This window comes from Streptomyces melanosporofaciens (genome assembly GCF_900105695.1).
In the GTDB taxonomy this organism is placed as follows: domain Bacteria; phylum Actinomycetota; class Actinomycetes; order Streptomycetales; family Streptomycetaceae; genus Streptomyces; species Streptomyces antimycoticus.
This window is the reverse complement of the sequence record NZ_FNST01000002.1, coordinates 8,807,892-8,823,884: the sequence shown is the minus strand read 5'-3', so window position 1 is coordinate 8,823,884 and position 15,993 is coordinate 8,807,892. Positions and strand designations below refer to the sequence as shown.

At 70.8% G+C, this 15,993-nt stretch carries 16 protein-coding genes and 2 pseudogenes; 10 read left to right on the top strand and 8 right to left on the bottom strand.

The genetic code is table 11. From position 1 onward, the window contains the following. Positions 1–5 precede the first annotated feature (5 nt). Positions 6–1,442 carry a DUF1996 domain-containing protein gene (locus BLV72_RS40370; RefSeq protein ID WP_093468685.1) on the bottom strand — a complete coding sequence of 479 codons (1,437 nt, stop codon included), beginning with the start codon at positions 1,440–1,442 and terminating at the stop codon, positions 6–8. 354 nt (positions 1,443–1,796) lie between these two features. Between BLV72_RS40370 and dacB the strand changes: the two genes are divergently transcribed. After that, complete coding sequence (dacB, locus tag BLV72_RS40365; protein WP_244321255.1) at positions 1,797–3,092, top strand: D-alanyl-D-alanine carboxypeptidase/D-alanyl-D-alanine endopeptidase; 1,296 nt, start codon at positions 1,797–1,799, stop codon at positions 3,090–3,092. A gap of 33 nt (positions 3,093–3,125) precedes the next feature. Here dacB and BLV72_RS40360 read toward each other — a convergent pair whose 3' ends face one another. Next, on the bottom strand, positions 3,126–3,389 hold the full coding sequence (locus BLV72_RS40360; protein ID WP_208905896.1) for a hypothetical protein: 264 nt from the start codon (positions 3,387–3,389) through the stop codon (positions 3,126–3,128). A 21-nt stretch (positions 3,390–3,410) separates the two neighbouring features. Between BLV72_RS40360 and BLV72_RS40355 the strand changes: the two genes are divergently transcribed. Next, positions 3,411–3,635, top strand: coding sequence for a hypothetical protein (locus BLV72_RS40355; RefSeq protein ID WP_208905894.1), 225 nt, complete (start codon positions 3,411–3,413; stop codon positions 3,633–3,635). 78 nt (positions 3,636–3,713) lie between these two features. On the opposite strand, the pseudogene BLV72_RS40350 reads toward BLV72_RS40355, so the two are convergent. Together BLV72_RS40350 and BLV72_RS40345 are read right to left on the bottom strand one after the other, a co-directional pair. After that, positions 3,714–3,925: pseudogene (locus tag BLV72_RS40350) on the bottom strand (EF-hand domain-containing protein). Positions 3,926–3,992: 67 nt separating this feature from the next. Then, positions 3,993–4,442, bottom strand: coding sequence for a YjbQ family protein (locus BLV72_RS40345; RefSeq protein WP_093468681.1), 450 nt, complete (start codon positions 4,440–4,442; stop codon positions 3,993–3,995). 101 nt (positions 4,443–4,543) lie between these two features. On the opposite strand from BLV72_RS40345, the gene BLV72_RS52255 reads away from it, so the two are divergent. From BLV72_RS52255 to BLV72_RS40325, 5 genes are all read left to right on the top strand, one after another. Next, positions 4,544–4,627, top strand: a complete 84-nt coding sequence (locus BLV72_RS52255) for a putative leader peptide (RefSeq protein WP_350203233.1) — start codon at positions 4,544–4,546, stop codon at positions 4,625–4,627. A 110-nt stretch (positions 4,628–4,737) separates the two neighbouring features. Continuing rightward, positions 4,738–5,547 (top strand): ABC transporter permease, encoded by an 810-nt coding sequence (locus tag BLV72_RS40340; protein ID WP_093468679.1) that lies wholly within the window; start codon positions 4,738–4,740, stop codon positions 5,545–5,547. Next, the gene (locus BLV72_RS40335; protein ID WP_093468678.1) at positions 5,520–6,317 is read left to right on the top strand and encodes an ABC transporter ATP-binding protein; all 798 of its coding nucleotides are present in this window, start codon (positions 5,520–5,522) and stop codon (positions 6,315–6,317) included. The genes BLV72_RS40340 and BLV72_RS40335 overlap by 28 nt, the downstream gene beginning before the upstream one ends. A gap of 96 nt (positions 6,318–6,413) precedes the next feature. Then, positions 6,414–7,448, top strand: a complete 1,035-nt coding sequence (locus tag BLV72_RS40330; RefSeq protein ID WP_093468676.1) for an ABC transporter substrate-binding protein — start codon at positions 6,414–6,416, stop codon at positions 7,446–7,448. 113 nt (positions 7,449–7,561) lie between these two features. Beyond that, a complete protein-coding gene (locus BLV72_RS40325; RefSeq protein WP_093468675.1) occupies positions 7,562–8,023 on the top strand; it encodes an ATP-binding protein in 462 nt (153 codons plus the stop codon). A 76-nt stretch (positions 8,024–8,099) separates the two neighbouring features. Here BLV72_RS40325 and BLV72_RS40320 read toward each other — a convergent pair whose 3' ends face one another. Next, a complete protein-coding gene (locus tag BLV72_RS40320; protein ID WP_093468673.1) occupies positions 8,100–8,915 on the bottom strand; it encodes a TetR/AcrR family transcriptional regulator in 816 nt (271 codons plus the stop codon). A gap of 163 nt (positions 8,916–9,078) precedes the next feature. Here BLV72_RS40320 and BLV72_RS40315 point away from each other — a divergent pair, with 163 nt between their 5' ends. Then, positions 9,079–10,302, top strand: a complete 1,224-nt coding sequence (locus BLV72_RS40315; protein ID WP_093468672.1) for a DUF418 domain-containing protein — start codon at positions 9,079–9,081, stop codon at positions 10,300–10,302. Positions 10,303–10,335: 33 nt separating this feature from the next. On the opposite strand, the gene BLV72_RS40310 is transcribed toward BLV72_RS40315, so the two are convergent. Then, complete coding sequence (locus BLV72_RS40310; protein WP_093468670.1) at positions 10,336–10,941, bottom strand: TetR/AcrR family transcriptional regulator; 606 nt, start codon at positions 10,939–10,941, stop codon at positions 10,336–10,338. Positions 10,942–11,071: 130 nt separating this feature from the next. Between BLV72_RS40310 and BLV72_RS40305 the strand changes: the two are divergent. Beyond that, positions 11,072–11,236 (top strand): annotated as a pseudogene (locus BLV72_RS40305) (cupin domain-containing protein); the annotation flags it as partial. Between the two features lie 74 nt (positions 11,237–11,310). Continuing rightward, positions 11,311–12,120, top strand: a complete 810-nt coding sequence (locus BLV72_RS40300; RefSeq protein ID WP_093468668.1) for an alpha/beta fold hydrolase — start codon at positions 11,311–11,313, stop codon at positions 12,118–12,120. Positions 12,121–12,210: 90 nt separating this feature from the next. Here BLV72_RS40300 and BLV72_RS40295 read toward each other — a convergent pair whose 3' ends face one another. Continuing rightward, positions 12,211–12,729, bottom strand: coding sequence for a lytic polysaccharide monooxygenase auxiliary activity family 9 protein (locus tag BLV72_RS40295; RefSeq protein ID WP_093468666.1), 519 nt, complete (start codon positions 12,727–12,729; stop codon positions 12,211–12,213). A gap of 327 nt (positions 12,730–13,056) precedes the next feature. Next, positions 13,057–15,816: an FAD/NAD(P)-binding protein gene (locus tag BLV72_RS40290; RefSeq protein WP_093468665.1), complete on the bottom strand. Its 2,760-nt coding sequence runs from the start codon at positions 15,814–15,816 to the stop codon at positions 13,057–13,059. Between the last annotated feature and the right edge of the window lie 177 nt (positions 15,817–15,993).

The window sequence follows — 15,993 nt, the reverse complement described above, 5'->3', positions numbered from 1 at the left end:
GGCGGTCAGCCGCACTTACGCCCGGTGTTGATGCACTTCACGGCCTTCCTCATCAGCGAGTTGGACATCACGTTGATGAAGTCGCCGTGGTCGGTCACCGGCTTGTGCAGCTGCTCGGGGAAGCTGTCGACCGCGAAGAGCGAGCCGGGCGCGACCTTGTAGGTGATCCGCTGGACCAGCTGCGGAATGGCCTTGAACCCCTTGGCGCACGCGCCCTTGGCATCCGCGAAGGCCACATGGGTGCGGTGGTTCGCACTGTCGGCGTTCTTGCCGTCCCAGCAGCTCTGGAACTTGAACGTACGGACCACCTTGCTGCCCTTGGGACAGAGCGGGTACTTGTCCTTCAGCTGCCGGTTCTCGAATCCGGTGCAGCTCCAGGAGGCGTTGGCGTTGGCCGTGCCGTTGGTGAACGCCTTGGCGTCGCCCGTGATGATGCGCAGGAACTTGGGCATCTCGACGACCTTGGAGACCGCGCTGCCGCGGAAGCTGATGGACGCGGTCGCCGGGCGCAGGATCCGCCCCACATTGCCCTCGGTGCCGCCGCCGGGCCGGTCGGCGTCGGCCTCCTTCGTCCCGTCCTGCTGCCGCAGGACCGGCCAGTAGTGGGTGGAGCGGTCACCGTTGGTGCAGGTGGTCCCGGCGGCGGCGAGGCTGTCGTTGGTGGAGAAGGCGTCGGTGTCGCGGTTGCCGACGTAGTCGTGCATATGGTGGGCGCCGTTGCTCACACCGGGGGCGACGATCACGTTGTCCGAGTTGAAGTGCTTGTTCTCATTGCGGCCGCAGCGCGATGAGAAGGTGCCGCGGGAGGCGTTGGCCCGCGTACGGGGGTTCTTGACGTTCGGCCGCACCCTGCGGATGTCCACGAAGTCCGCCTTCACCGGGCCGGACTGCGCCTGGCCACCCGCGGCCGGAGCGGCGGGGGCGGCCGTTCCCGCGGCGGGGGTGGCATCCGCCGGTGCGGAGGAGGCGCCCGCCGGTGCGGCGGCCGGGGCCGCCTGCTGCACGGTGCAGGACGCCAGCGTGTCCAGGCCGGACGGGCGGCTCGCCACCCGGCCGATCTCGTTCCCGATGCGGTTCAGCGCGCCACGCCGCTGGGCGCTCAGCGGCTCCAGCACCCGGGTGCGCACCCAGTCCTGGTCGGCGCTCGCGCCACGCGCGGCCAGCTGCTGGTAGGCGTCGGCGACCTGGCTGTCCATGGTCGCCAGTTCCTTGTCCACCGCGGGCCGCGCCTGCTGCGGCACATGCGACAGCCGGGTCGCGGCATCGGGACACTTGACGGTCATCGCCGCCCAAGCCGGTGCCTGCTGCCCGGCCGATCGGCGGGCGGCGGAAGCATCGTTGTCGGTCATCAGGAGCGCCCCGCCGCCCACGGCCAGTGCGGTCACTCCGACCACGGTCAGCCCGATGACCCTGGATCGCTTGTGTCTCTTCTTGTTCCTCATCCTTCGCCCCTCATCGGCCGTCTTCATACGCCGGGGACGTCTTGCCCTCGGCCACGTCGGACCGCGCCCCCTCACCCCCGTCCCGGGGCGGAGGGCACAGCGCGACGCCGATGGATACGGACAGCGAGGCGATCGTTCTCAACGGTGGTCGCAACATCTCGTAAATAGCCGGAGGAGTCGGCGCACCGGCACATCTCCCTAGTGGCTTCACCACATGTCCACCGTCCGGCGATATGGAACTGATCAGTTCCGGTTAAAGTCTTTACTTCGCTGTACCCCCGTTACCCCTTCGCCCGCGGAGCCCCCATGTCCAGCGCGAACTCGTCCAGTGGGCGTCATCGCAAAGCCAAGCCCATGAGCCTCGCGGTCCGCCGCGCGTTCATCATCGCCGCCGTTCCGGTCACCGGTGCGTTGCTGTCCGCTCCCTCGGCGCTCGCCGCCGACAAGAGCACCAAGACCACCACGGCGACCGAGTCCGTGGCCGCCGACGGGCTCGACCCCGCCGAGCAGAAGATCGCGGACAACCTCAACACCCGCGCCCAGAACCCGAGCCTCGGCGACACCTTCAGCGGCATCGTGCTGGACTCCAAGTCCGACAAGGTGATCTGGGGGCATGACGCCGACACCGCGCTGATGCCCGCGTCCAACGCGAAGCTGGCCACCGCCACGGCGGCGCTGACCGTGCTCGGCCCCGAGCACCGGTTCATGACCAAGGTGGTCTACGGCGATGGCACGCTCACCCTCATAGGCGGCGGCGACCGGCTGCTGAGCACCGCCGACGTCACCGAGCTCGCGAAGTCCGCCGCCGCCGGGGTCAAGAGCGCGGGCCTGGGCTCGGTGAAGGTCCGTATCGACGACAGCCTCTTCGCCGAGCCGTCCCTGGCCAACGGCTGGAACGACTCGTACTACGACGACCAGGTCTCGCCGGTGCGCTCCCTGGTGGTGGACGGAAAGCTGTCCGCGGACACGTCCATCGACGCGGGGAAGATCTTCGCCAAGCAGCTCGCCGACCAGGGTGTCACCGTCGACGGTGAGGTCACCCGTGGCACGGCGTCGGCCACGGATGTGCCGGTGGGACAGCATCTGTCCCCGACGCTGGCCGAGACGGTCAAGAAGATGCTCAAGACGAGCAACAACGACATTGCCGAGACGATGCTGCGCATGACGGCGATCGCCGCCGGTAGGCCCGCCACCTTCGAGGACGGCACGGCCGTGGTGCGGGACGTCCTCAGCCGGCGCTACGGCGTCTCGATGGAGAACTTCGAGATCTACGACGGCAGCGGGCTCTCCCGCGCGGACCGCATCCCGGCCCGGACCGTCGCGGACATCCTCGATCTGCTCACCGATCCGCGCTACAGCCATCTGCTGCGCTCCATCGACGAGGGCCTGCCGGTGGCGGGCGAGGCGGGCAGCACCCTGGGGCCCGAGTGGGGCCGCTTCGACACCGCGGACTCCCAGTGCGCCGTCGGCCAGGTCAAGGCCAAGACGGGCACCCTGACCGGCGCCATCGCGCTGAGCGGCCTGACGAAGGCGGCGGACGGCCGGTGGAAGGTCTTCTCCTTCATCGAGAACCAGTCCTCCGCCGACCCGGCCGCCACCAAGGACACCCTCGACGGCCTCGCCGCCACGGTCAACGGCTGCTGGGCCTAGGGTCTGTCGTTTGGATCAAGCCGGCCCCGCAGGTCACCCGGTGGTGGCCTGCGGGGCCGGGGGCTCGGGGTGGAACCGCTCGACGCGGTCGCGCTTGGTGTACATGTCCCAGTAGTACTCGGCGAGGTCGTCCGCATCGGCGACCGGATAGTCCGCGAGCGCTTCGACGTTGGCCACGACCGGCTCCACCATCTCGCTGCGCTCGATCAGGGATCCGATGGTGAGGGTGCCCGCGTAGACACCGGTGTCGGCGAGCTCACCGTTGAGCGAGTACAGGTAGTTGCGGGTGGCGGCCATCACCGGACCCACCCCGCTGAGGTGGGGGTCGGCACGGTCCTGGGCCTCCTGGCCGCCGGGCTCAACCTGGCGGGCATGTGGAGTGCTCTGGCCCTGCTGTCGGTGTGGGCCACGGTCGAAATCCCCTGGACGACCATCGGCATGGTGGTGGGCGCGTGCGCGGTGGTCACCGTGATCTCGGCGGTCGTCCCCGCCGCGTTCGCCCTGCGTCGCCGGGCAGTGGAACTGGCGAGCCTGCGGGAGTGACCACGCGGGCGTACCTCTCGGGTCACTGCGCGGCCCCCGTTGCCTCCGGCACGCTCACACGTGCCGGAGGCAGCAGTGTCAGCGGTTCATGGCCGCCCAGAACTCCTCGAAGGACATCTGGCGATCGCCGTTGGTGTCGAGCGAGTCGATCAGCGCCTGGGCCTCCGCAGCGGTGATCTCCGAGCCCTCCAGCTCCGCCACGACCTGCCGGTATTCGTCCGCGGTGACCAGACCGTCTCCGTCGAGGTCGTAGCGACCTTGCGCGCCGCCGTCTCCATGATGTCTGTCATGTGCTCCGCCTATATACGATCTTCGCTGACGGGCCCAGACTATCCCGGTCGTCTCCGGGCCCCTTCATCACGCCGAGGCGGCATCCGTCGGGGTCGCCTGGCCCAGGAAACTCAGCCGGACCTGGCGGTCGGGGTTGTCGACGTTCGTGTCCACCAGGCACACCGACTGCCAGGTGCCCAGCGCCAGCCCGCCACCGATGACCGGGAGGGTGGCGTGTGGGGGTACGAGGGCGGGGAGGACGTGGTCGCGGCCGTGGCCGGGGCTGCCGTGGCGGTGGCGCCAGCGGTCGTCGGCGGGGAGCAGATCGCGCAGTGCCAGGAGCAGATCGGTGTCGCTGCCGGCGCCCGTCTCCAGGATCGCGATCCCGGCCGTGGCATGCGGGACGAAGATGTTGAGCAGGCCGTCGCCGCCGCCCGCCACCTCCCGTAGATACGCCTCGCAGTCGGCGGTGAGGTCGGCGACGGTCTCGGTGGAGCCGGTGGTGACGTTGATGGTGTGGGTACGGAATGTGCTCATGGAACCATCCTGGTACGCCACCGCGTAAAACTCCCGCAACAAAGGTCCGAGGGGCAAGACACCGTTGACCGGTTCCGGACACCGTCGCTAACTTCAAGGGCATGTCTACGTCAGCCCTGCTCACCACGCGCGGTCATATCGACCTGCTGCGGGTGGCGTCCGCCGCGTGTCCCGGCCTCCGCTGACCTTCCTTCTCCCTCCCCACTCCTCCCGCTCGCCTCTGTCCCGTTCCGCCGTACCGCGCTGACCGTCGTGGCGTACGGGCATCGAGGCGTACCCCTTTTGTGGAGCCCCCATGTCCCCGGTTCTCGAACCGGTCGTGCCACTTTCCGCGCGCCGCCGCCCCGTGCCGCGCTGGCTGCGCCGCACGACCGGGCCCCTTCTGCTGCTGGCGCTCTGGCAAGTGTCCAGCGCCACCGGTGTGTTGCCCTCCGACATCCTGGCCTCGCCCGGCACCATCGCCGGGACCGCCTCCGACCTGCTCCAGGACGGCACCCTCCCGCACGCCATGCTGGTGTCGGTGCAGCGGGTGCTGATCGGGCTGCTGATCGGCGGGGTGGTCGGTGTCGCGCTCGCGCTGATCTCCGGGCTCTCCCGGCTCGGCGAAGACCTCGTCGACGCGAGTGTGCAGATGCTGCGCAGCATCCCCTGGGTCGGCATGATCCCGCTGTTCATCATCTGGATGGGCATCGGCGAGGCCCCGAAGATCGCGCTCATCGCACTGGGCGTCACCTTTCATCTCTATCTGAACGTCTACGCGGGCATCCGCGGCGTGGACGCCCAGCTCATCGAGGCCGGCACCGCCCTGGGGCTCGGCCGCTGGGGGCTGATCCGCCATGTGGTACTGCCCGGGGCGCTCCCCGGCGCGATGACCGGGCTGCGCTACTCGCTCGCCACCGCCTGGCTGGCGCTGGTCTTCGGCGAGACCATCAACGCCGACGACGGGATCGGCTTTCTGCTCAACCGCGCGCGGGAGTTCTTCCAGACCGATGTGATCGTGGTCTGCCTGATCGTCTACGCCGCCCTCGGCCTGCTCGCCGATTTCATCGTCCGCACTCTGGAGAGGCTGCTGCTGCAATGGCGACCGAACTTCACCGGCAAGTGAACTCTCTGGAGAAGGAGTTGGAGAAGGAGAAGGTGGCGGGCGAAACCGGCGAGGCGGCGGTGCGCGTTCGTTCGCTGACCCGCTCGTTCGACGGCCGCGCGGTCATCGACAACCTTCAACTCGATGTCGAGGCGGGCGAGTTCGTGGCACTGCTCGGCCGCAGTGGCTGCGGCAAGTCCACGCTGCTGCGGGTGCTCGCCGGGCTCGACCGGGAGATCGAGGGCGAGGTGCTGGTGCCGCGCCGCAAGGCCGTCGCCTTCCAGGCGCCGCGGCTGATGCCCTGGAAGCGGGTCTGGCGCAATGTGCTGCTCGGGCTGCCCGGCCGCCCGGGGCGTGCCGTGGCCGAGCGGGCGCTGAAGGAGGTCGGCCTCGGCCACCGCGTCGACGCCTGGCCCAAGACCCTCTCCGGCGGTGAGGCCCAGCGCGCCTCGCTCGCCCGTGCGCTGGTGCGCGAGCCCGATCTGCTGCTGCTGGACGAGCCGTTCGGCGCGCTGGACGCACTCACCCGGATCACGGCCCAGCAGCTGGTCGCCGAGTTGTGGCAGCGGCGTGGCTGCGCGGTGCTGCTGGTCACGCATGACGTGGAGGAGGCCCTGCTGCTCGCCGATCGCGTCCTGGTGATGGACGGGGGCGTCATCGCGCATCAGATCCGGGTGGACCGGGACCGTCCGCGCGACATCGCCGATCCGCTCCTCGCCGAGCTGCGCACCGAGCTTCTGGACCGGCTGGGTGTGAAGGCTCCCGAGCCGGCCGTCCACAAGGTCGCCTGAGGGCGCCTGGTTCCTCCCGGTCGCGTCCTCTCGCGATCTCCCCGAACTTCTCGTAACGCCCGCACTTCCCGACCTTCCTGAACGGACCCCGCTGACATGAGACGGCGCATCCTCCCCGCCCTGTCCCTCCCCCTCGCCCTGCTGCTGTCCGCATGCGTCAGCTCGTCACCGCACAACGGCTCCGGCTCCTCCGGCCATACCGACGGCAAGGGCGATGTGACCCTCGACGTCGGTGACCAGAAGGGCAACGACGAGGCGGTGCTGCGCGCCGCCGGGCAGCTCGACAACCTCCCCTACAAGATCAAGTGGTCCACGTTCACCTCCGGCCCGCCGATCCTGGAGGCCGTGAGCGCCAAGGCCGTGGACATCGGCGGGGTGGGCAACACCCCGCCGGTCTTCGCCGCGGCCGCCAAGTCGAACATCAAGGTCGTGGCCGCCAAGCACGGCACGGCCGACGGTGAGACGATCCTGGTCAAGAAGGGGTCGCCGCTGAAGAAGACCAGCGACCTCAAGGGCAAGTCGGTGGCGGTCGCTCAGGGCAGCTCGGCCCACTACCAACTGGTCGCCTCGCTCGCCAAGGCCGGGCTCTCCATCAAGGACGTGCAGGTCACGTTCCTGCAGCCCGCCGACGCCCTGGCCGCCTTCACCCGCGGCAAGGTGGACGCCTGGGCCGTCTGGGACCCGTACACCTCCCAGGCGCTGCGCCAGTCGGACGGGCGGGTGCTCACCACGGGCAAGGGCGTGGTCAACGGCCTCAACTTCCAGGTCGCCAACCCCTCCTCCCTCGAGGACGCGAAAAAGGCGAAGGCCATCAAGGACTATCTCGGGCGGCTGCGCCGAGCCCAGGACTGGGTGTACAAGCACCCAGAGGAGTGGGCCAAGGTATGGGGCGAGGAGACCGGGCTGCCGTACCAGGTGGCGCTGGACTCCGTGAAGCGGACCAACGGCACCCGGGTGTATGTCGCGGTCGACAAGCCCGCCGTCGCCTCCGAGCAGGAGATCGCGGATGCCTTCGCGAAGCTGAAGCTCACCCCGCGCCGCTTCCAGTTCGCCGATTACGTGGACACCCGTTTCAACGGCGATCTGCCGCCGTCCACCTCCGCACCGCGCACCTATGGAAAGGGATCCTGAGACGCCCCTTTGGAAAGGGACCTGAGACGCCCCTTTTCGAAAGCGTCGCATCGGGTAAGCGCGTCTGCATCGTCAACCGCGCGAAACACACCCGATGAAACGAGGTGAGCGTCATGCACACCGCCACGGCCCAGCGGACGGCTGCCCCGCCGTCCGCGCTGCGGGCGACCCTGGAGTGCCGCCCCGAAGCGGCCTCGCACGCACGGCATCTCACCGGCACCTTCCTGGAAAGCCTGCATCCGGCGCCCGATCAGGGCGCCGCCGAGGCGGTGGTGCTGGTCGTCTCGGAGCTGGTCACCAATGCCGTACGACACTCGGGCGGCCGGTTCTGTTCGCTGCGCCTGTCGGCCCAGCCTGACGCCATCGCCATCGCCGTGAGTGATGCCAGCCGCGTACCACCCCACCGGCGCACTCCGGATGTCCGCGGAGAGGGCGGCGGATTCGGCTGGGCGATGATCTGCGACATGGCCACGACCACGGCCGTCAGCGAGGAGCCGGGCGGCAAGACCGTGAACGCGATCGTCGCCCGGCGAGGGCGGGCAAGGGGGCATGCCACTGCCCCGACACCAATTTGACCTGCTCCGCCACCCACCTGACGACGCCCGGCCCAGGCCACCGGGTCCGAGCCGCGGAGCTGCGCGAGCCCCCGCGCTACGGCGTCGTCCCCTCCCCGGTCGCCGCCCCCTCCCCCGTCGCCGTCCGCGCACGGTCGACGGCCACGGCGATCCCGTCGAGGACGCGTTCGAGGCCGAAGACGAAGTCATGGTCGGTCGCCGGATCGTCGTACGCGCCATCGGGCGCCGCTTCGAACAGGCCCGACGAGAAAAGCAGCGCCACCTGCGGAAAGCGGTCCGGGGTGATGAGCCGCGCCAGGGTCCTGCCGTAGGCCCGCTCGGTCTCCTCCTGACTCAGGCCCGTCTCGCTCCTGCCCTGCGCGTGTTCCTGGGCGAGCAGGGAGGCGTGGCGCACGTAGCCGCTGAGCAGGGTCAGACTGCCGACCTTGGCGGCCCAGTCGAGTTCCGTACCGCTGAGCGCGCTCAGGCCCGCTTCCATCCACGCGATCTCATGAGGTCCCATCGGCGGCCCCGCGATGGGGAGCCGGGGAAGCCAGGGGCGGTCGTGGTTGACCAGGCGCTGGGCGACGGTCCACTGCCGTAGCCCCGCCCGCCAGCGGTCGGGAGCGGTCTCGACCTCGGGCGGAGCGCCGAGCGCCAGGTCCCGCATGAGGACGAGGAGCTCGTCCTTGGATCCGACATGGCGGTAGAGGGACATCGGGGAGACGCCCAGCTCCTTCGCGATCTTCGGCAGCGTCGCGCCCGGCAGCCCGTCGCGGTCCGCCAGTTCCACCCCCGTACGCACCACGCGCTCGGTGTCGAGCGCGGCGGGCCGGCCGAGGCCCGAGACCGATACCGGGAGCCTCCACAGGCGGGCCAGCTCGGCGGGCGCCTCCTCCTGCTCGGCCGACATGGTGCTTCTCCTTCTCGTACCTCGGGTGCTCACCAGGTACATCATGGCGTACGGCTACTTAGTTTTCCCCATATAGATTATCCCCTATACTAAGCGCGCGCCGAGGGCTCGCTCATGTCCCGTTGCCCCATGGGCCCTCATGTCAGGACGGAGAGAGTTCCAGGTGACAGCCATAACGCAGTCCCATGTCACGGGCCCCGCACGGGGCCCTGTGCGCCGGACCGAACGGGCCCTGGCGCCCGACCTGGCCCGGGGCACCATGCTGTTGTTCATCGCGCTCGCGAACGCCGCGGTGTTCACCTTCGGCAACCAGCCGGGCGCCGAGGCGTCCCCCCACGGCTGGGAGCGCGGGTTCAACCTCGCCATGTTCGTCTTCGTGCACGCTCGCGCCTATCCGATGTTCGCCGTGATGTTCGGCTACGGGCTGGTGCAGCTCACCCGCAGACAGGACGCGCAGGGCGCCGGGCCCGGCGCGGCGCGCTCGGTGCTGCTGAGGCGCAACGCCTGGCTCGTCGCCTTCGGCCTCGTGCACGCCGCGCTGCTCAACTTCGGTGACTTCCTCGGGGCCTACGGCATCGTCGGCATCCTCTTCACCCTGCTGCTCCTGCGCCGCGGCGAGCGGGTGCAGCGCCTCGTGCTGTGGCTGTGGGGCTGGATGGTGGTCTACGTCGCCGTTGTGGCGGGCATGGCCGTGTACCACGCCGCGAAGAGCACGTCAGGCTCCGCCGCCGTGCCGACGGACGGTGTGGATTCGCTGTCGGCACCCGATTACGCCACGTCCGTGGCCGACCGGCTCGGCGAGTGGCCGATCCACACGCTGACCGTCGTGCCGTTCATCGTGATCGTCTGGCTGGGCGCGTGGGCCGCGCGCCGGGGCGTGCTGGAGGACCCGGCCCGGCACCGGAGCCTGCTGATCCGCACCGCCGTGATCGCCCTCGGCATCGCCTTCGCGGGCGGGGTGCCGATCGGCCTCGTCAGCGCGGGATTCGTGCATGTCGACGGCTCCACCGCGGACGCGTTCCTGTTGCTGTACGAGGTGAGCGGCCAGTTCGGCGGCCCCGGATACGTGGCGCTCTTCGGGCTCCTCGCCCTGCGGCTGTCGAAGGCCCGCTCCGACGCGCGACCGAAGCTCCCGGTGGCGGCGCTTGCGGCTCTGGGCCAGCGGTCGCTGAGCGGCTATCTGTTCCAGTCGCTCGCATGGGTGCTGCTGCTCTCCCCCTTCACCCTCGCGCTCGCAGAGCGCACCGGCAGCCCGACGCTCACCGCCTGCCTGAGCGCCGTCCTGGTCTGGCTCGCCACGGTGGCCGGGGCCTATCTCCTGCAGCGGCGCTCGCTTCCGGGGCCCGCCGAGAAGGTGTTGCGGAGGCTGACGTACGGACCACGGTAGCCGCCGGGTGGCGCTTGGTGGCGCCCCTGACCGCTACTCGATCGTGCGCACCGCGGCCTGCGTCAAGGTGGTCGCGGTGCGCACGGCGCTGGCCACGGCGGTCTGCGGATCGAGCCCGCACAGATCCATGAGGGTGAAGAGCGCCTCGGCGCTCACGACCACCGCGAGATCCCGTTTGAGCTGGGCGAACGCTTCCGGGTCCGTCGCCCCGAGGGTGCCGTCGAGCGGCCGGAGCGCATGGTCGATCAGCCCGAAACGGATTCCGGGCCGCGCGGTCGCGGTGGCGGGCTTGGTGATGGTGGCCGCGATCATCGCCCGTACCGCCCCCTCGCGGGCGAGCACACCGCGGAGCAGGAACTCGCAGGCGAAGGCGGTGCGCTCGACGGGGTCGGCGGAGTCCGCGACCGGTGCGAGCGCCTCGGCGGGAGACGGCCAGACGCCCGCCAGCGCCTCGCTGATCAGCGACTGGAGGTCGGGGAAGTACCGGTAGGCGGTGGCCTCGGAGACCAGCGCCGCGCGGGCCACCAGTGGCATGGTCACCTCCGCGCCCGTTCCGATGAGTTCGCGGGCCGCCGCCACGATCGCCGTGCGGGTGCGCTGCTTTTGGTTGATGCGGCCGGTGCCCGCCTGCGCAGTCATCGCAGAACCCCTCCTCCTGTTCGTTCCAGCGCCCATCGTAGCAACTCGCTCTCGTCATGAGAGTGGACTTGCATGACGAGGCCCGCGCTCTCTACTGTCATGAGAGTCAGCTCTCATGAAGGAGGCAGCGATGAACAGGGTTTCCGTGGTCGGCCCGGACGGCGGCGAGTCGATCCAGCTCGGCCCCACACGGATGCGCATCCTCGAGGACGGCAGCACCACCGGGCACCGCCTCGGCATCGGAGAGATCACCATCGCCCCGCACACCCAGGGGCCGCCCCAGCACCGCCACGCCGCCCGCCACCGACTTCGCCTGACGGCCGGGCCCGGCCACCTCACCCAGAAATCAATCCACTTGAGGAGCAGCACATGACCCGCACCACCCACATCCTCACCCTCGACCAGGGCACCCTCGACGTCACGGTCGACCTCCACGGCCGGCAGGGACACCCCTTCCTGCTCCTGCACGGAGGCGGCGGCCCGCAGACCCTCGCCCCGTTCGCCGGCCTCCTCGGCGAGCAGCGGCCGGCCAGGGTGTTCTCCCCCGTCCACCCGGGCTTCGACGGCACCGCCCGCCCCGACTGGCTGACCGACGTCACCACCCTGGCCCGGGTCTACGCGCAGCTGCTCGACGCACTCGATCTACGGGACGTGGCCGTCGTCGGCAACTCCATCGGCGGCTGGATCGCCGCCGAACTGGCGGCCCTGGGCAGCGACCGGATCAGCAGCGTCACCCTCGTCAACGCGGTCGGAATCCACGTCCCCGGCCACCCGATCGCCGACACCTTCGGCCTGACGCCCATCGAGCTGTCCCGTCTCTCCTTCCACGACCCCTCGAAGTTCCGCTTCGACCCCAGCGCGCTCTCCGAGGCGCAGCGCGCGGTCATGGCCACCAACCGCGCCACCCTCCAGATGTATGCGGGCCCGCATGCCATGGCCGATCCCACTCTGGCCGAGCGCCTGGCCAAGGTTGCCCACCCGACTCTGGTGGCATGGGGCGCGAGCGACCAGATCGTGGACGCCGACTACGGACGCGCGTACGCGCAGGCGGTCCCGGACGCGGAGTTCCGCCTGCTGCCCGGCACCGGCCATCTGCCCCAGTCCGAGACGCCCGGGCAACTGCTGCCGGTGGTCTGGGACTTCGCCGATGCCCACGCCACCAGCAGGCCGCGCTCCTGAGCCGCCCGCCCCGCCTCTGCGAACACGCCGTGCGCACGGCGAAGGCCGGCCGCCTCGGCGACGACCGGCCCGACGTTCAGTGGCGTACGTTCAGCCGCCGACGTTCACATCGATGCAGGCGTAGAAGGCGTTGGAGGTGTCCGAGATGTTCCAGACCGCGAGAACCTTCTGCTTGCCCTTCAGACCGCCGAAGTCGACCTGGTGGGTGACGGTCTCGCCCGGCTGCGCCCCGCCGTCGTCGATCTCCGCAATCTTCTGACCGCCGACGAAGTACTGCCAGGTGTTGGTCGCGTGACGCGCGGTCAGTTTCCAGGTGAAGCTCGCCTTGGACGGGACCGGCGTGACGGCCCAGCCCTTGCTGTCGTCGTCGAGTTCGGCGAACCGCGAATTGCCACCGCTGCAGCTCGTCAGGCCCTTGGGACCTTCGACGCTCTGCGGCTCGTACTTGATGTCACCGCAGGCCACGGTTCCGGCGGCGCACTGTGCCTGACGGCTCGGCGGGTTCGAGATGTAGCCGTGCGCGCTTGCCTCGCCCGCCGGGAGGCTCAGCGCGATCAGGGGCGCTATACCCGCGCCGACGAGGACGGACACCCTGCGTTTCATGTTCATGCCAACTCCTTAGCGGCGAGGGCGCCACGCCGGACGGGAAGCCCTTACCGAAGGTCAGGATGTGGGGGGATGTGGGGGGTGGCTATGACGGAACGCTCCATGGACCGCAAAGGCGGCCATGAGACCGCTCCGCACTAGGTCTAGACCATACCGTCTGTCCGTTCACGGTCAAGACGTCGAACGGATGTGGTCTGGTCCACTGTCATCCCCGCCGGCGTCACCGCCCTCACCAGCGGGGTCCGCGCCGCGGCGCCCGGCGGTCAGGACACGACGACAGCAGGGCGCGAGAGCGGCCAGAACATGAAGAAGCCCGGGACGGACGGGAGTTCAGGACGAGAGGGCGGTCAGCCGTCGCCGGTCGTGGGGTGAGGAACGGCGGTCCAGCCGCTCTTCCAGGCGACCCCGGGCCGCGTCGCAACGCCCTGCGGACACCAGCGCGAACAACAGTGTCTCCTCGACGATCTCGCGCTGCGCCGCGCTGCCACCGACACCGGGGAGCCGTGGCAGCAGCCGCTCCAAACCGCGTGCCGCCTCGGTCCAGCGCTCTTCGAGGATGTCCTCGAACGCCGTGCACAGCGGGGCGATGACACTCCGCTGCACCTCATCGGCGCGCAGGGCGTGGACCCGCAGCCGCCGCAGCCCCGGCAGGTCGCCCGCGGCGGTGAGGGCGATGGCGGCGTGCAGGGCGACGAACGCGGTGGCCGGACGCTCCAGGACATCCACGGGAGCCGTGTCCAGGACGTCGCCGATCGGGAACGGCCCCCGCCACGCGCCCGCCAGCCGGGCTCGCCACAGCAGCGAACCGGAGTCGACCAGGGCGCGGACCCCGTCCACCTTCCCGGGGGACAGTTGCTCCGCCCACCGGCGGCGGACCGCCACCGTGTCCTCGAGGGCGAGTTCGTGCAGGGCGGCGTGCCAGGAGAAGTGGGCGCGGTGGGTACCGCCCCGGCCCTGGTGGGCCAGCCATCGCTGGAGTCGCTCACGGCCCGCCTCGTGGTCGCCGCGCTCATAGTGCACATGGGCCAGAGCGTGCATCGCGTGCCCGGAGGCGGGTTCGGCGGCCAGGGCCTGCTCGGCCAGGGCTCCGGCCTCGTCGTAACGCCCCTCCTCCTGGCGCATGAAGGCGAGCAGGGACGTGTGGAACCAGCTCTCCCCGTGCGCCGGGACGGTCCGCTCGACCACGCGCAGCGCGGTGGAGCCGTCGAGGTCACGCAGACCGGAGAAGGCGATGGTGGGCACCGCGACGGCGAGCGCCAGCGCATCGCCCGGGTACTCCTCCAGGTGGCGCAGGAGGGCGGCGTCGCCGTCCGCGGGCGTGCGCAGGACACGGCGGGAGACGACGTCCACGAAGGAGCGCTCGTAGTCGTCGGCCCGTTCGCGCACCGCGCGCCGGGCATCGGCCAGGGCCCGGGAGACATCCACGTCGGCCCCGCACTCATGGCCGATGAGCGCGAGCGCGGCATGGCCGAGGGCGAATCCGGGGTCGAGCGCCACGGAGCGGCGGAGCGCCTGCGGGGCCCCGGCCCGGACCTTCAGCAGCCGGTCCACCCCGAGGCGGTAGGGGGTGGCGGCGGCCGCGTGCGTACTGAGGGGGAAACCGGAGGCGTCCGTGGGCCGACGTGTCCGGCGCCGGGCGGGGCCGCCACCGGCGGGGAGGGCGGGGGCCGTCCACGGGTCGAGGACGGCCTCGGCGACGGTGGCGGCCTGTGCGCGGATCTCCGGGATGGCGGTCGTCTCCCACAACTCGCCACGACGGGGAGCGCCGAGGGTCCACAGCGGGCGGGTGGTGTTGCCGTCGGCGCCGTGCAACCGTCCGTCGTCGGTGGCGACGCCCATGCTCAGCGGGCCGGGCATCGCGGCGCCCTGGTCGAGCAGGCTCCGCCACAGCGGGTCGGCCGTGTCCGACAGCCGCAGGCCCGGCCCCGTACAGTCCACCACCCAGCCCACGGGCAGTGTTCGCGGGCCGTCGCCGGTGGTGAGGGAGACCGTCAGGGAGCCGTCGGGCCGCGCCGCCGCGGAAGCGAGCCGCCCCTGGTACATCCGCATCCGCCGGGTGCGGCGCATGCGCCCCACCGCCTCCGCGGTGGCCGGGGGCATACGGTGGCGATGGGTGTTCCACAAGGAGCCGTACTGTGCCACGAACTCGGCCCGCTCCTCGGTGGACATCGACGCCCAGATCTCCGCCGTGACCGGGCGCAGCCCGTCCACCGCGGGCCGCCAGTCGCCGTGGGTCTGCATGACGCGGCCGATGTGCTGATGTACCGCGGCGCGCAGCGCGGGCAGGGACAGCCCGTGCAATGGTGTCGTACACGCGGCGGCGGGCAGCGGGTCCACGGCATGCGCCTGCGGCAGCCGTCCGCCACGGGAGACGGTGTGCACCGTGCGGCCGGGGCGGTCGAGCGTCATGGCGATGTCCACCGAGGTCAGCCCGGTGCCGACGAGCAGGACATCCTCCTTGTCGCCCTGGCCGAGGGCGGCGTCCAGGGCGCCCGGCGCCCAGGGGTCGGCGATGAAGCGGTCGTTGCCACGCAGTGCCTCCGGTGCCCATTCGGCGTTCGCACGGGACGGCCCGGTGGCCAGCACCACGCGGTGCGCATCGACGGTACGGCCGTCGGCGAGCTCCAGCCGGGCCGTCGGGCCCCCGCCGGGGAGGGTGGTCCAGCGGCAGCCGGTGGCGCGGGTGCGCAGCCGGCGGACGGTGACGACGCCCTGCGCCGCCATGATCGCCCGCCCGAGGGTGTCGGCGAGGTAGGCGCCGTAGCGGTAGCGCTCCGCGAAGTCGCCGCCGCGCACGCCCGGTTCGCCGTGGTGGCACAGCCACCGCACGAAGTGTCCGGGGTCGTCGGGGTAGCAGCTCATCTTGCCCGCGGGCACATTGAGGCGGTGGCGCGGGTCGAGGGTGGAATAGGCGATGCCGCGCCCCGCCTCCGGGGCCGGGTCGATCAGCAGGAGTTCGAACGGGGTACGGCGGCGGGCCGCGGTCTCGCAGAGCTGGATCGCCACCAGCGCACCGGCGGCGCCCGCGCCCACGATGGCGACGGTCCTCGTACACGGCCCTGACGTCGTACACGGCTCTGGCGATGCCATGTGATACCTCCTGCTTCCCGGGAACCGGCGGCCGAGCAGAACCGGTGCCCCGCTCACGCAACCGGTACCGTAGCCAGCTAAGTGCACCAATTCAATGAACTTGGTGAACTGATGGAAGAACGGCGGTGAGCCCTTGGCCGCAGACCGGTGCCCAAGCCGGTGGTTTGGTGCCTCGGC